The organism is uncultured Nocardioides sp. (assembly GCF_947489365.1).
In the GTDB taxonomy this organism is placed as follows: domain Bacteria; phylum Actinomycetota; class Actinomycetes; order Propionibacteriales; family Nocardioidaceae; genus Nocardioides.
Genome location: NZ_CANLDB010000009.1, coordinates 69,673 through 82,929 on the forward strand (window position 1 = coordinate 69,673; position 13,257 = coordinate 82,929).

10 protein-coding genes are annotated in these 13,257 nt (G+C 73.2%); 6 read left to right on the plus strand and 4 right to left on the minus strand.

Annotated elements, in window-relative coordinates:
* Window positions 1-33 precede the first annotated feature (33 nt).
* From pyrR to Q0858_RS19845, 3 genes are read left to right on the plus strand one after another with little or no spacing between them, the layout of a single operon-like run.
* Window positions 34-600, plus strand: a complete 567-nt coding sequence (pyrR, locus tag Q0858_RS19835) for a bifunctional pyr operon transcriptional regulator/uracil phosphoribosyltransferase PyrR (RefSeq protein WP_299058086.1) — start codon at window positions 34-36, stop codon at window positions 598-600.
* Window positions 597-1,526: an aspartate carbamoyltransferase catalytic subunit gene (locus Q0858_RS19840; protein WP_299058087.1), complete on the plus strand. Its 930-nt coding sequence runs from the start codon at window positions 597-599 to the stop codon at window positions 1,524-1,526. The genes pyrR and Q0858_RS19840 overlap by 4 nt, the downstream gene beginning before the upstream one ends.
* Window positions 1,523-2,818 (plus strand): dihydroorotase, encoded by a 1,296-nt coding sequence (locus Q0858_RS19845; RefSeq protein ID WP_299058088.1) that lies wholly within the window; start codon window positions 1,523-1,525, stop codon window positions 2,816-2,818. Before Q0858_RS19840 ends, Q0858_RS19845 begins: the two co-directional genes overlap by 4 nt.
* Before the next feature lie 34 nt (window positions 2,819-2,852).
* Here the strand turns inward: Q0858_RS19845 and Q0858_RS19850 are convergent, their stop codons facing one another.
* Window positions 2,853-3,860, minus strand: a complete 1,008-nt coding sequence (locus Q0858_RS19850) for a metallophosphoesterase (RefSeq protein WP_299058089.1) — start codon at window positions 3,858-3,860, stop codon at window positions 2,853-2,855.
* Between the two features lie 434 nt (window positions 3,861-4,294).
* On the opposite strand from Q0858_RS19850, the gene Q0858_RS19855 reads away from it, so the two are divergent.
* Window positions 4,295-5,278 (plus strand): sulfotransferase, encoded by a 984-nt coding sequence (locus Q0858_RS19855; protein WP_299058090.1) that lies wholly within the window; start codon window positions 4,295-4,297, stop codon window positions 5,276-5,278.
* Here the strand turns inward: Q0858_RS19855 and Q0858_RS19860 are convergent.
* Window positions 5,265-6,176, minus strand: a complete 912-nt coding sequence (locus Q0858_RS19860; RefSeq protein WP_299058091.1) for a hypothetical protein — start codon at window positions 6,174-6,176, stop codon at window positions 5,265-5,267. The genes Q0858_RS19855 and Q0858_RS19860 overlap by 14 nt on opposite strands.
* Before the next feature lie 111 nt (window positions 6,177-6,287).
* On the opposite strand from Q0858_RS19860, the gene carA reads away from it, so the two are divergent.
* Together carA and carB are read left to right on the plus strand one after the other, a co-directional pair.
* Window positions 6,288-7,409 carry a glutamine-hydrolyzing carbamoyl-phosphate synthase small subunit gene (carA, locus tag Q0858_RS19865; RefSeq protein ID WP_299058092.1) on the plus strand — a complete coding sequence of 374 codons (1,122 nt, stop codon included), beginning with the start codon at window positions 6,288-6,290 and terminating at the stop codon, window positions 7,407-7,409.
* Window positions 7,409-10,771, plus strand: a complete 3,363-nt coding sequence (gene carB / locus Q0858_RS19870) for a carbamoyl-phosphate synthase large subunit (protein WP_299058093.1) — start codon at window positions 7,409-7,411, stop codon at window positions 10,769-10,771. The genes carA and carB overlap by 1 nt, the downstream gene beginning before the upstream one ends.
* 97 nt (window positions 10,772-10,868) lie before the next feature.
* On the opposite strand, the gene Q0858_RS19875 is transcribed toward carB, so the two are convergent.
* Entirely contained in the window at window positions 10,869-11,840 is a 972-nt protein-coding gene (locus Q0858_RS19875; protein WP_299058094.1) for a hypothetical protein, read from the minus strand.
* A gap of 247 nt (window positions 11,841-12,087) precedes the next feature.
* Window positions 12,088-13,251 carry an MFS transporter gene (locus Q0858_RS19880; protein WP_299058095.1) on the minus strand — a complete coding sequence of 388 codons (1,164 nt, stop codon included), beginning with the start codon at window positions 13,249-13,251 and terminating at the stop codon, window positions 12,088-12,090.
* Between the last annotated feature and the right edge of the window lie 6 nt (window positions 13,252-13,257).

Here is a 13,257-nt window from a genome sequence, read left to right on the forward strand (position 1 = left end):
ACCGTCCCGTGAGGCGGGGAAGGAGGTCGGGGTTTGTCCTCCTCCGATCGTGGGGCCCCCACCGAGCTCGACGAGCACGGCCGCGCCGTCATGGACGCGCGCGACGTCTCCCGGGCGCTCAGTCGGATCGCGCACGAGATCCTCGAGCGCAACCGCGGCGCGACCGACCTGGTGCTGCTGGGCCTGCCGACCCGCGGGGTCCCGCTCGCCCGCCGCATCGCCCAGCGCATCGAGGCCGTCGAGGGCGCCCCGGTGGCCACCGGCTCCCTCGACGTGACGCTCTACCGCGACGACCTGCGCCGCCAGCCCACCCGCGGGGTGCATCACACCGAGGTCCCGCCCGGGGGCGTCGACGGCAAGGTCGTGGTGCTCGTGGACGACGTCCTGTTCTCGGGGCGGACCGTCCGCGCCGCCCTCGACGCGCTGGCCGACCTCGGCCGGCCGGCCGCCGTACGGCTGGCGGTGCTGGTCGACCGGGGCCACCGTGAGCTGCCGATCCGGGCCGACCACGTCGGCAAGAACCTCCCCAGCGCGCTCGCCGAGCGGGTGGGCTGCCGCCTGGAGGAGACCGACGGCCGGGACGAGGTGCTGATCGGATGAGGAAGCACCTGCTCGAGGTCGACGACCTCACCCCGGACGACGTCGACACGCTCTTCGCGACCGCGGCCGAGATGCACGACGTGCAGCGGCGCGCGGTGAAGAAGCTCCCCGCCCTGCGCGGGCGCACCGTCATCAACCTGTTCTTCGAGGACTCCACCCGCACCCGCTCCAGCTTCGAGATCGCGGGCAAGTGGCTCTCGGCGGACACCATCAACATCACCGGCAAGGGGTCGTCGGCGTCGAAGGGCGAGAGCCTGCGCGACACCGTGCTGACCATCGCCGCGATGGGCGTCGACGCGCTCGTCGTCCGCCACGGGGCCAGCGGCGCCGCTCGACGGATCAGCGAGTGGGTCGACGCCTCGGTCATCAACGCCGGCGACGGCACCCACGAGCACCCCACGCAGGCGCTGCTCGACGCCTACACGCTGACCCGCCGGCTCGGCGAGCTCGGCGACCGGCACGTCGTCCTCGTCGGGGACCTCACCCACAGCCGGGTGTTCCGGAGCAACGTCCGGCTGCTGCGCATGCTCGGCGCGCGCGTCACGGTCGTCGCACCGCCGACGCTCATGCCCTCGGGGGTCGACGCGTGGTCGGCCCGCGACGGCTTCGCGACGTCCTGGGACCTCGACGCGGTGCTCCCGACCGCGGACGCGGTGATGATGCTGCGCGTCCAGCGGGAGCGGATGACCGGTGGCTTCTTCCCGACCGCGCGGGAGTACACGGTCGGCTACGGCCTGACCCGCGACCGCCTCGCGCTGCTGGGCGACACCGTGCCGGTGCTGCACCCCGGCCCCATGAACCGGGGCCTCGAGATCGCCGCGGACGCCGCGGACGCCGCCCAGTCGCTGGTCCTCGACCAGGTCTCGGCGGGCGTCGCCGTCCGCATGTCCGTGCTGTACCACCTGCTCGCCGGGGAGACCGCATGAGCCACGAGACGCCCACCGCCCCGCTGCTGGTCCGGGGCGCGACCCTGCCCGACGGCACCCGCGCCGACCTGCTCCTCGCCGACGGCGTCGTCACCGAGGTCGGCCCCGGGCTGGATGCCGGCTCCGCCGAGGTGCTGGACGCCGACGGCCTCGTCGCGCTGCCCGGTCTCGTCGACCTCCACACCCACCTGCGTGAACCCGGCCGGGAGGACGCCGAGACCGTCGCCACCGGGTCGCGGGCTGCCGCCGCTGGCGGGTTCACGGCCGTCCTGGCGATGGCGAACACCTCGCCGGTCACCGACACCGCCGAGGCCGCCGAGCGCGTGCTCGACCTCGGGCGGGCCGCCGGCCTGGTCGACGTGCAGCCGGTCGGCGCCGTCACCCACGGCCTCGAGGGTCAGCAGCTCGCCGAGCTCGGCCTCATGGCGCGCTCGCGCGCCGGGGTGCGGGTCTTCTCGGACGACGGCCGCTGCGTTGCCGACGCCCGGGTGATGCGGCGGGCGCTGGAGTACGTCAAGGCGTTCGGCGGCGTCGTCGCCCAGCACGCCCAGGACCCCACCCTCGCCGGGCCGGACGCGTGCTGCCACGAGGGGGAGACGTCCGGTCGCCTGGGGCTGCCCGGGTGGCCCGGCGTCGCCGAGGAGACCATCGTCGCCCGCGACGTGATGCTCGCCCGTCACACCGGCTCGCGCGTCCACGTCTGCCACGTCTCCAGCGCCGGCACCGTGGAGGTGCTGCGGTGGGCCAAGGCGCAGGGACTCCCGGTGACCGCCGAGGTGACGCCGCACCACCTGCTGCTCACCACCGACGAGGTCGCCGGCTACGACCCGACGTACAAGGTGAACCCGCCGCTGCGCCCCGCCGAGGACGTCGCCGCGCTGCGCGCCGCCCTCGCCGACGGGACGATCGACGCGGTCGCCACCGACCACGCCCCGCACGCCCGGCACGACAAGGAGCACGCCTTCACCGACGCCGCCTTCGGGATGGTGGGGCTCGAGACCGCGCTCGCCGTCGTCTCGGCGGTGATGGTCGCCGACGGCCCGTTCGGCTGGGACGACGTCGCCCGCGTGATGAGCGCGAACCCCGCCCGGATCGCCGGGCTGGCCGGGCAGGGCCGGCCGCTGGCGGTCGGGGAGCCGGCCAACCTGGCGCTCGTCGATCCCGCGGCCCGGGTCACGGTCGACCGGGACGCCACCCACTCGCTGTCGCGCAACAACCCCTGGCACGGCCGGGAGCTCGTGGGTCAGGTGCGGGCGACGGTCCTGCGCGGAGCTGTCACCCACCGCGCCTAGCGGGAGCGCCGTGCCCGCACGGGTCGGGGACGGGTCAGGGCCGGACGAACCCCATCCCGGTGACCGTGGCGTCGTACCGGGTCAGGTGGGCGCCGTTGGACGGCGTGAAGATCCGCGTGGTCAGTGAGTTCGCGGTCGGGTCGACGGTGAGCAGCCGGACCGGGTTGGTGTCGGGGGAGTGGAACGCGCCGAGGAACGACGCGACCTTGTTGCCCTTCACGCCGGTGTCGGTCCGGTACGCCGCGGCGCCGGTGTGGCCGGAGAGCACGACCTTGATGTTGGCGTACTGCGACACCAGCTGCTGCCAGAGCTGCTGCGGGCTCGTCGCGCCGTACTCGGCGGAGGAGGCGATCCGTCCGTTCTCGTCGAGGTAGCTGTGGGTGGCGATGACGATGTTGCGACGCGGGTGGTGGGCGGCGACCGACTTCGCCCACTCGACGACGGCGGCGCGGGGCCACGGCTCGAGGCTCAGCACCATCCAGCGCAGGCCGCCGGCCTCGAAGTTCCGGTAGGCGTTCGCGATCCTGTCCGCCTCGAACCGGCCGGCGAAGCTGCGGGCGAAGGCAGCGTCGGTCTCGTCGGTGCGGCGCAGCAGGGAGGCGTCGTTGCAGGCCGAGCCGAAGCGCCGGGTGCACTCGGGGTTCTGCGTGTAGGGCAGGGAGCCGTAGCCGCCCTGACCGTTCCACCCGTGGCGGCGGCTGTCGTGGTTGCCCAGCGCCAGCTGCCACGGCACGCCCGCCGCTCCCAGGACGTCCATCGCCGAGCGGGCGCGGCTCAGCTGCTCGCCCGCGGCCCATCCCCAGTCGGTGACGTCGCCGGTGTGGACGACGAAGCGCAGGTCGTCACCGGTCGCGCGCCCCGCCAGCCAGCGCGTGCGCTGGGCGAAGCGGTCGTCGCCGGAGCGGGACACCTCGTTCTGGGTGTCAGGGATGACGCCGATCGTGAAGCGTGGGTCGGTGTCGTCCGCGGACGCCGCGGCGGCGGAACCGAGCAGGGCGGACAGGCCGAGGGACAGGACGAGAAGCAACCGGGGGAGGAGCACGGATCGATCTTGGCACCCTCCGCCGACGCTGGGGGTGTCGGCGGTCTCGACGACGCGCGCTCGCTGCGCTCGCCTGCTGCTCGACCACCTGGGTCGCCGCCGGAGATCGAGGTGCGAGGCCGGCCACGGCCGAGCCACGAGATCCCTGCACCCGACCGCGGGGGCTGAGGTGGGTCGCCGTACGCCGGTCTCGACGACGCGCGCTCGCTGCGCTCGCGGGCTGCTCGACCACCTGGGGCGACGCGCGCTCGCTGCGCTCGCGTGCTGTTCGACCACCCGGGGCGCGGCCGGAGATCGAGGTGCGAGGCCGGCCACGGCCGAGCCACGAGATCCCTGCACCTGGCCGCGGAGGCTGAGGTGGGTCGCCGTACGCCGGTCCTGACGACGCGCGCTCGCTATGGCAACTATGTCGAGTGAGCCGCTAGAGTTTTGTCATGGCACGACGTCGCGGTCCCGACTTCTTCCTGATCGGCGCACCGAAGGCGGGGACCAGCGCCCTGCACAAGGCGCTGGAGCAGCACCCCGGTCTGTTCCTGTCGCGGCCGAAGGAGCCGAAGTACTACATGTGCGGCGACTCGCCGCCGCCGGCGTACAAGGGCCCGGGCGACGCGCACAGCAACCAGGAGTGGGTCTGGCAGCGGGAGCGCTACCTCGCGCTGTTCGACGACGCGCCCGAGACGGCCCTGCGGGGCGAGAGCACGCCGTTCTACCTCTACAACCGCGACGCGCGGCGGCGGATCGCCGCCGACAACCCCGACGCGAAGCTGATCGCCGTCCTGCGCGACCCCGTGGACCGGGCCTACTCGAACTGGATGCACCTGTGGATGGACGGCCTCGAGCCGCGGTGCGACATCGTCGAGGCCGTCCAGCACGAGAAGTGGCGCATCGACCAGGGGTGGGCGCCGTTCTGGCACTACTCCTCGCTCGGCATGTACGGGCGGCAGGTCGCTGACCTGTACGACCACGTCCCGGCGTCCCAGGTGCTGCTCCTGCGCTACAAGGAGCTGGTCGACTCCCCGGGCGCGACGTTGCAGCGCGTCTTCGACTTCCTCGGCGTCCCGCAGGTCGAGATCGAGACCATCCCGGCCGACAACTCACGGCCTTTCGTCGAGGACGGCCTGCGCACGAAGCTGCTCGGGCCCGTCATCCGGGCCGGGGCCTGGGCCGGGCAGTTCGCGCCCCCGCAGGCGTGGCGCCGCGCGAGCAGCCCCCTGATCCGTCAGCTGCAGCGCAGCGGCCAGGGCGGGCGGCCGAGCCTGACCCCGGAGCAGCGGTTCACCCTGCTCGAGCCGCACCGCGAGGACATCGCCCGGCTGTCGGAGCTGACCGGCCAGGACTTCTCCGAGTGGCTGCAGCACCGCGACGGCGGATCGTTCGCGACGCGTGCGGGGCGCGAGGACGCGCTCACCAGCCGCTGAGGAGCCCCGTCACCAGGTCGTGCGCCCCGTCGGGGCGGGCGATCTCGGCGTAGCAACGCAGCCGGCCGTCGGGCAGCCGCACGGTGGCCGCGTAGCGCCACGCGCCGTCGGAGTCCCGTGAGGCGAGCGGCTCGGTGGTGCGGCTCGTCAGGACCGAGGCCGGGCCGGCGCCGGGCTCGCCGACCGCGACCCCGCACCGCTCGTGCCAGTTGTCCTCCTTACGGGGGCGACCGTCGTACAGGACGACGAGGGGGTCGAGCGAGACCACCGCGGTGACCCGCGCACCCCGGGCGTCCCACATGCCGGGACGGGGCGCGAGGACCGTGCCGTGCCGTGTCCACGAGAGCCCGTCGGTGCTCGAGTGGTACGACGTCGTCATCCGGTCCTCCTCACCCGCCTCGTCGAGCGGGTGGTCGCAGGACCACAGGTGCCAGCCGCCGTCGGGGTCGACGTGGACCACGGGGTCCTTGACCCCGACGGTGTCGTCGCCCGGCAGGACGAGGGTGCGTCGTCCGCGGGGGAGGTCCTCGACGGTGTCGGCGTCGAGCGCCTCGACCCACCAGTGCTTGGAGTCCGGGGTCGCGCAGGACAGGTAGAGCCGCCACCCGCCGTCCGGGCGGCGCAGCACCACGGGGCGCTCGAAGGACTCCGCGCCGAACTCGTCGCGCTCGACCTCGCAGACGGTCTCGAAGGAGATCCCGTCGACCGAGGCGGCGACGACCACGGCGACGCCGCGGCCCTCGGTGAGCGGGCGCCGGACGCGGTAGGTGAGGTAGGTCACGCCCTCGACGAGCACCGCCGACGCGGCCCCGCTCCAGTTGCCCGGGCCGGCGTCGGGCGCCGGCACCACCACGCGGGGCTCGTCGAGGAAGGGCAGGCCCAGGTCGAGGACGGTCATGGTCGAAGTCTAGTGAAACGGTCAGGAATGCGGGCGTCGGCGCGCTGCTAGAGTCACCGCGACCGACATCCTTTAACTGGCCGTCCCGTGAGGCGGAGAAGGAGGTACGGCGTGGTCCCGCCTGCGATCCTCGTGCTCGAGGACGGACGTACGTTCACCGGGGAGTCCTACGGCGCCGAGGGGGAGACCTTCGGCGAGGCCGTGTTCTCGACCGGCATGACCGGTTACCAGGAGACGCTCACCGACCCGAGCTACCACCGGCAGGTCGTCGTCATGACGGCCCCGCACGTGGGCAACACCGGCGTCAACGACGACGACCCGGAGTCGCGTCGCATCTGGGTCGCGGGGTACGTCGTCCGCGACCCCGCCCGGCGGCACTCGTCGTGGCGCGCCACCGGCTCGCTGGACGACGCGCTGCGCGACCAGGGCGTCGTCGGCATCTCCGGCGTCGACACGCGCGCGCTGACCCGCCACCTGCGCGAGCGGGGCGCGATGCGCGTCGGGATCTCCACGACGACCACCGACCCGGCCGCGCTGCTGGAGCGGGTCCGCTCCGCACCGGCCATGGCCGGGGCCGAGCTGGCGGGGGAGGTCAGCACCGCCGAGCCGTACGTCGTCCCCGCCGAGGGCACCACCCGCCTCCGCGTGGCGGCGCTCGACCTCGGCATCAAGGCCAACACCCCGCGCATGCTCGCCGCTCGCGGCGTCGAGGTCCACGTGCTGCCCGCGACCTCGTCGCTCGACGACGTCCGTGCCCTCTCCCCGGACGGGCTGTTCTACTCCAACGGTCCCGGCGACCCGGCGGCCACGACCGACCAGGTCGCGCTGCTGCAGGGGGCCCTCGGCGAGGGCTTGCCGTACTTCGGGATCTGCTTCGGCAACCAGCTGTTCGGCCGGGCGCTCGGGTTCGGCACCTACAAGCTCACCTACGGCCACCGTGGCATCAACCAGCCGGTGATGGACCGCACCACGGGCCGTGTCGAGGTCACCGCCCACAACCACGGCTTCGCCGTCGACGCCCCGCTGGACGCCGTCACCACGACGCCGTACGGCGCGGCGAGCGTGAGCCACGTCTGCCTCAACGACGACGTCGTCGAGGGCCTCGAGCTGCGCGACGACTCCGAGCGGCTGCGGGCCTTCTCCGTGCAGTACCACCCGGAGGCCGCGGCCGGGCCGCACGACGCGGCGTACCTCTTCGACCGGTTCTGCGACCTCATGGAAGGACGCCACTGATGGCCAAGCGCGACGACATCTCCAGCGTCCTCGTCATCGGCTCCGGCCCGATCGTCATCGGCCAGGCCTGCGAGTTCGACTACTCGGGCACGCAGGCGTGCCGGGTGCTGAAGGAGGAGGGCATCCGGGTCGTCCTGGTGAACTCCAACCCGGCGACGATCATGACCGACCCCGAGTTCGCCGACGCGACGTACGTCGAGCCGATCACCCCGGCGTACGTCGAGCAGGTGATCGCCCGTGAGCGCCCCGACGCGCTCCTGGCCACGCTCGGCGGGCAGACCGCGCTCAACTGCGCGATGAGCCTCGCCGCGGAGGGGATCCTCGAGAAGTACGGCGTCGAGCTCATCGGCGCCTCGATCGAGGCGATCGAGAAAGGCGAGAACCGCGAGACGTTCAAGCGGATCGTCGAGGACCTGCCGGCCGAGTGGGCCGCCGAGGTGGCCCGCAGCGCGATCTGCCACTCGATGGAGGACTGCCTCGCCGGGGTCGAGGACCTCGGCTACCCGGTCGTCGTCCGCCCCAGCTTCACGATGGGCGGCGCCGGCTCCGGGCTGGCGTTCGACGAGGCCGACCTGCGGCGCATCGCCGGCGCGGGCCTCGCGGCCAGCCCGACCACCGAGGTGCTCCTGGAGGAGTCGATCCTCGGCTGGAAGGAGTACGAGCTGGAGGTGATGCGCGACAAGGCCGACAACGTCGTCATCGTCTGCTCGATCGAGAACGTCGACCCCATGGGCGTCCACACCGGCGACTCGATCACCGTCGCCCCGGCGATGACGCTGACCGACCGCGAGTACCAGCGGCTGCGCGACATCTCCATCGGCGTCATCCGCGAGGTCGGCGTCGACACCGGCGGCTGCAACATCCAGTTCGCCGTCCACCCCGACAACGGCCGCATCGTCGTCATCGAGATGAACCCGCGGGTCTCGCGGTCATCTGCGCTGGCCAGCAAGGCGACCGGGTTCCCGATCGCGAAGATCGCCGCGAAGGTCGCGATCGGCTACACGCTCGACGAGATCGGCAACGACATCACCACCCGCCCCGACGGGCAGAGCACCCCGGCGAGCTTCGAGCCGACGCTGGACTACGTCGTGGTGAAGGTGCCGCGGTTCGCCTTCGAGAAGTTCCCGGGCGCGGACCCGGCGCTGACGACCCACATGAAGTCGGTCGGCGAGGCGATGGCCATCGGCCGCAACTTCACCGAGGCGCTGCAGAAGGCGCTGCGCAGCCTGGAGCGGCCCGACGCGGTCTTCGACTGGTCGAAGGAGTGGGTCGACCTCTCCAAGTCCGAGCTGCTGGAGGCGATCAGCGTCCCGCACGACGGGCGGCTGAAGCTGGTCATGGACGCCCTGCGCGCCGGGGCGACGCTCGAGGAGGTCTTCGACGCCACCTCGATCGACCCGTGGTTCCTCGACCAGCTCGTGCTGATCAACGAAATCGCCGTGGAGGTCACCTCCGCCGACGAGCTCACGCCCGGGCTGCTGCGCAAGGCGAAGCGGCACGGCTTCTCCGACGCCCAGATCGGCAAGATCCGCGGCTACACCCCGGACGTCGTCCGCGGCGTGCGGCACGCGCTCGGCATCCGGCCGGTCTTCAAGACCGTCGACACCTGCGCCGCCGAGTTCGCGGCGGCGACGCCGTACCACTACTCGTCGTACGACGAGGAGACCGAGGTGCTGCCCCGCGAGAAGCCCGCGGTGGTCATCCTCGGCTCCGGGCCGAACCGGATCGGGCAGGGCATCGAGTTCGACTACTCCTGCGTGCACGCCTCGCTGGCGCTGTCGGACCCCGCCGTCCCCGGCGGCGGCTACGAGACCGTGATGGTCAACTGCAACCCCGAGACCGTCTCGACCGACTACGACACCTCGGACCGGCTGTACTTCGAGCCGCTCACCCTGGAGGACGTGCTCGAGGTCATCGCCGCCGAGCAGGCCGCCGGCCCCGTCGCGGGCGTCATCTGCCAGCTCGGCGGGCAGACCCCGCTCGGGCTCGCGCAGGGCCTCGCCGCGGCCGGCGTCCCCATCGTCGGGACGTCGCCGGACGCCATCGACCTCGCCGAGGACCGCGGCGCCTTCGGCCGCGTGCTCGCCGAGGCCGGCCTGGTCGCGCCGCAGCACGGCACCGCCACGTCGTTCGAGGAGGCCCGGCGGATCGCCTCGTCGATCGGCTACCCGGTGCTGGTGCGGCCGTCGTACGTGCTGGGCGGGCGGGGCATGGAGATCGTGTACGGCGAGGACGCCCTGCGCGCCTACCTCACCAAGTACGTCGCCGCCGGGCTGATCGGGCCCACCGCGCCGGTGCTGGTCGACCGCTTCGTCGACGACGCCGTCGAGGTCGACGTCGACGCGATCTACGACGGCCACGAGCTGTTCCTCGGCGGCGTGATGGAGCACATCGAGGAGGCCGGGATCCACTCCGGGGACTCCTCCTGCGCGCTGCCGCCGATCACGCTGGGGGAGCGGGAGGTCGAGCGGATCCGCGAGGCCACCGAGGCGATCGCGCGGGGCGTCGGCGTCCGCGGGCTGCTGAACATCCAGTTCGCGCTGGGCTCGGACATCCTCTACGTCCTCGAGGCCAACCCGCGCGCGTCGCGGACCGTGCCCTTCACCTCGAAGGCGACGGGGACGCCGCTGGCACGGGCCGCGGCCCGGGTGATGCTGGGGGAGTCGGTCGCGGACCTGCGCGCCGTCGGTCTCCTCCCGGCGACCGGGGACGGCGGCACGCTGCCCCCCGACCAGCCGATCGCGGTCAAGGAGGCCGTGATGCCGTTCAACCGGTTCCGCACCCCGGACGGCTCCCAGATCGACACCGTCCTCGGCCCCGAGATGAAGTCGACCGGCGAGGTGATGGGCGTCGACGCCGACTTCGGCACGGCGTTCGCGAAGGCGCAGACCGCCGCGTTCGGCCCGCTGCCGACGTCGGGGCGGGTGTTCGTGTCGATGGCCAACCGGGACAAGCGCTCGATGATCTTCCCGGTCAAGGTGCTCGCCGACATGGGCTTCGAGATCCTCGCCACCGAGGGCACCGCCGAGGTGCTGCGCCGCAACGGCGTCGCGGCGACCGTCGTCCGCAAGCACCACGAGGGCGAGGGCCCGCACGGCGAGCCGACGACCGTGCAGATGATCACCTCGGGCCAGGTGCAGCTGATCATCAACACGCCGTACGGCTCGGCGCAGGCGCGCGCCGGCACCGAGAACGCCCGCCTCGACGGCTACGAGATCCGCACCGCCGCCGTGATGTCGAACGTCCCCTGCCTCACCACCGTCCAGGGCCTCGGCGCCGCCGTCCAGGGCATCGAGGCCGCCCTGCGCGGCGACATCGGCGTCGAGTCCCTCCAGGGCTGGGCCAAGCGCTTGGGTCGGTAGGGCCGAGTCGGCGCGTTCTCACGGCGGTGTGGCGCCGAGTCGGCGCGTTCTCACGGCGGGTGGGCGTCGAGTCGGCGGGTTCTCACGACGGGACGCCTCACCACCGGAGACGGGTGCCGAGACGACCGAGCGCCTCGGCGTGGCCGCCACGGAGGAGGGCGTCGACGTCCTGGTGATGTCCGAAGACGTTCTCCTTCCGCGCCGCGACGATGGTCCAGTCGCGCTCCCGGCACAGGTACGACCTCCGGTCCCTGTCGTGCTCCAGCTGCTCGGGCGAGGAGTGCCACTCCTCCCCGTCGTACTCGGCGGCGAAGCGGATCTCCTCGTGGCCGAGGTCGAGTCGGGCGAGCAGCCGACCGAGCTCGCGGACCTCGACCTGAGGGACGGGGCGGCCGAGCCCGGTCTCGAGCCACCGCAGGCGCAGGACGGACTCACCCGGTGACTCCGAGCGCGGGTCGACGAGCGGGGCGATCGCGCGCAGGGTCGTGACCCACCGCATGCCGGCGAAGCGTGGGACCTCGGCCAGCAGCTCGTCGAGGCCGAAATGACCGAGTCGCGCCGTGGCGTCCATCGCCGAGATCGCCATGTCGGTGGAGCGGACCCGGCCCAGGTCGAGTGCGGTGCGCAGCGGTGTGGTGACGCGGAGGCCGTGGACCTCGGACGTGTCACGGTCCAGCAGGTTGCGCTCACCGCTGTCGGCGAGCGCCCGGCGGATCCGTCCGTGCCCTGACGGGCGGAACAGGGAGATCGGCCGCAGAGCCAGGTGCTCACCCGGAGCGAGCGCCATCTCCGCGCCGCGCAACCACGCCGCGTGGCGGTCGCACACGATCGCGTCCTCCGGTACGACGAGTCCGAGCGCCTGGGCCCGGATGCGCAGCGAATCACCGGCCTGCACCGCCACGTACGCGCCCTGGACAGGCCGTCTCAGCAAGGACTGGCGCACCAGCCTCGTCAGCATGTTCGCGGTGACGCCCTCGGCCGCTGCCTCGGTGACGCTGAACGGACGGTCGAGCGGGAGCGGGAAGGAGTCGTCCAGGAGGGCCAGGGGTGGTGTCGTCGCGAGCGTCATGTCCCCATGGAGGCACCGCGATGGAGCAACGTGGTCCCGGCGAGCGTCGTCCTGTGCACAACCAGGCACGCCCGGCGCCGGTGGAGGAGATGCGGCTGCGAGAACGCGCCGACTCAGCGCTCTCCGCGCGTGAGAACGCGCCCACTCAGCGCTCTCCGCGCGTGAGAAGGGGCCGACTCACCGCTGTTCGCGCGTGAGAACGCGCCGACTCAGCGCTCTCCGGGCGTGAGAACGCGCCGACTCGGCGTCAGCGGGCGGGGTGGCCGGCGGCGAGCTGGGTGGTGCGGAGGCCCGCCAGGGCGAGGGCGACGACGGCGAGGACGACGGGGGGCGCGACGACGCCGGCGTACGGCGTGAGGACGGTCAGCAGCAGCGGCAGCCCGAAGCCGACGTAGGTGACGACGTAGAAGAACCCGGTGAGCACGCCACGGCGGGCGGGTGGGGCAAGGGACTCGACGTCGAGCAGGCCCTCACGCAGGCAGAGGCCGTAGGCGACGCCCATGACGACGCACGCGAGCACGAACAGCGGCAGGCCGACCGAGGCGCCGCCGAGAGCCAGGAGCCCGAAGCCGAGCGCGGAGAACAGCAGTCCCACGACCCCGGCGCGCGGACCCCAGCCGCGGTGTCGGGCCAGCGTCTGGACCGCGATGCCGCTGCCCAGCGACAGGATCGCCGAGACGCCCATGAGTAGTGGGCCGTCGAGGCCGGCCGGCAGGCGCGGGGTCAGCGTCACGAGGACGACGGTCGCGCTCGCGAAGACCACGATCGCGACCGGCATCGACCAGGCCAGGGTGACGGCCACGCCGCGGTGGGGGTCCACGGCGGCCGGCGGTGGGTCGTCGGCGGTACGGCGGACCGGCCGCGGGGTGGCCGGCACGCTCCACCGCAGCGCCGCCGCGACCGCGGCCAGCGACAGCAGCAGCGACAGCACGAACGGCACCTGGAGGGGGAAGGGCAGGAACTGTGCCACCACCCCGGAGGTGAGCGGCCCGAACCCGAAGCCGGCGGTGAGGAACACCCCGGCCAGCACGGTGCCGCGGGTGCCGCCGAGGTCCCCGGCCCAGGCGGTGCCCGCGCCGGTCGTGAGGCCGGCGCCGAGGCCCACCACGAAGCGCCCGAGCAGCAGCCCGGCGGGCTCGTGCCACGACAGCAGGACGACGGTCCCGCACGCGGCGAGCAACGCCCCCGGCAGGACGACGGCCGGCCGCCCCACCCGGTCGGACAGACCGCCGCCGAGGAACAGCCCGGGCACCAGCCCCACGGCGTACAGACCGAAGACGGCGTCGATCAGCGCCACCGACAGGCCCTCGCGGCCCGTGAGGACGGGGATCGTCGCCGAGAAGTGGTTCGCGGCCCAGCCCGTCGCCAGCAGGACGCCCAGCACGCCGGCCAGGGCACGGGAGTCGCGCACGCGCGG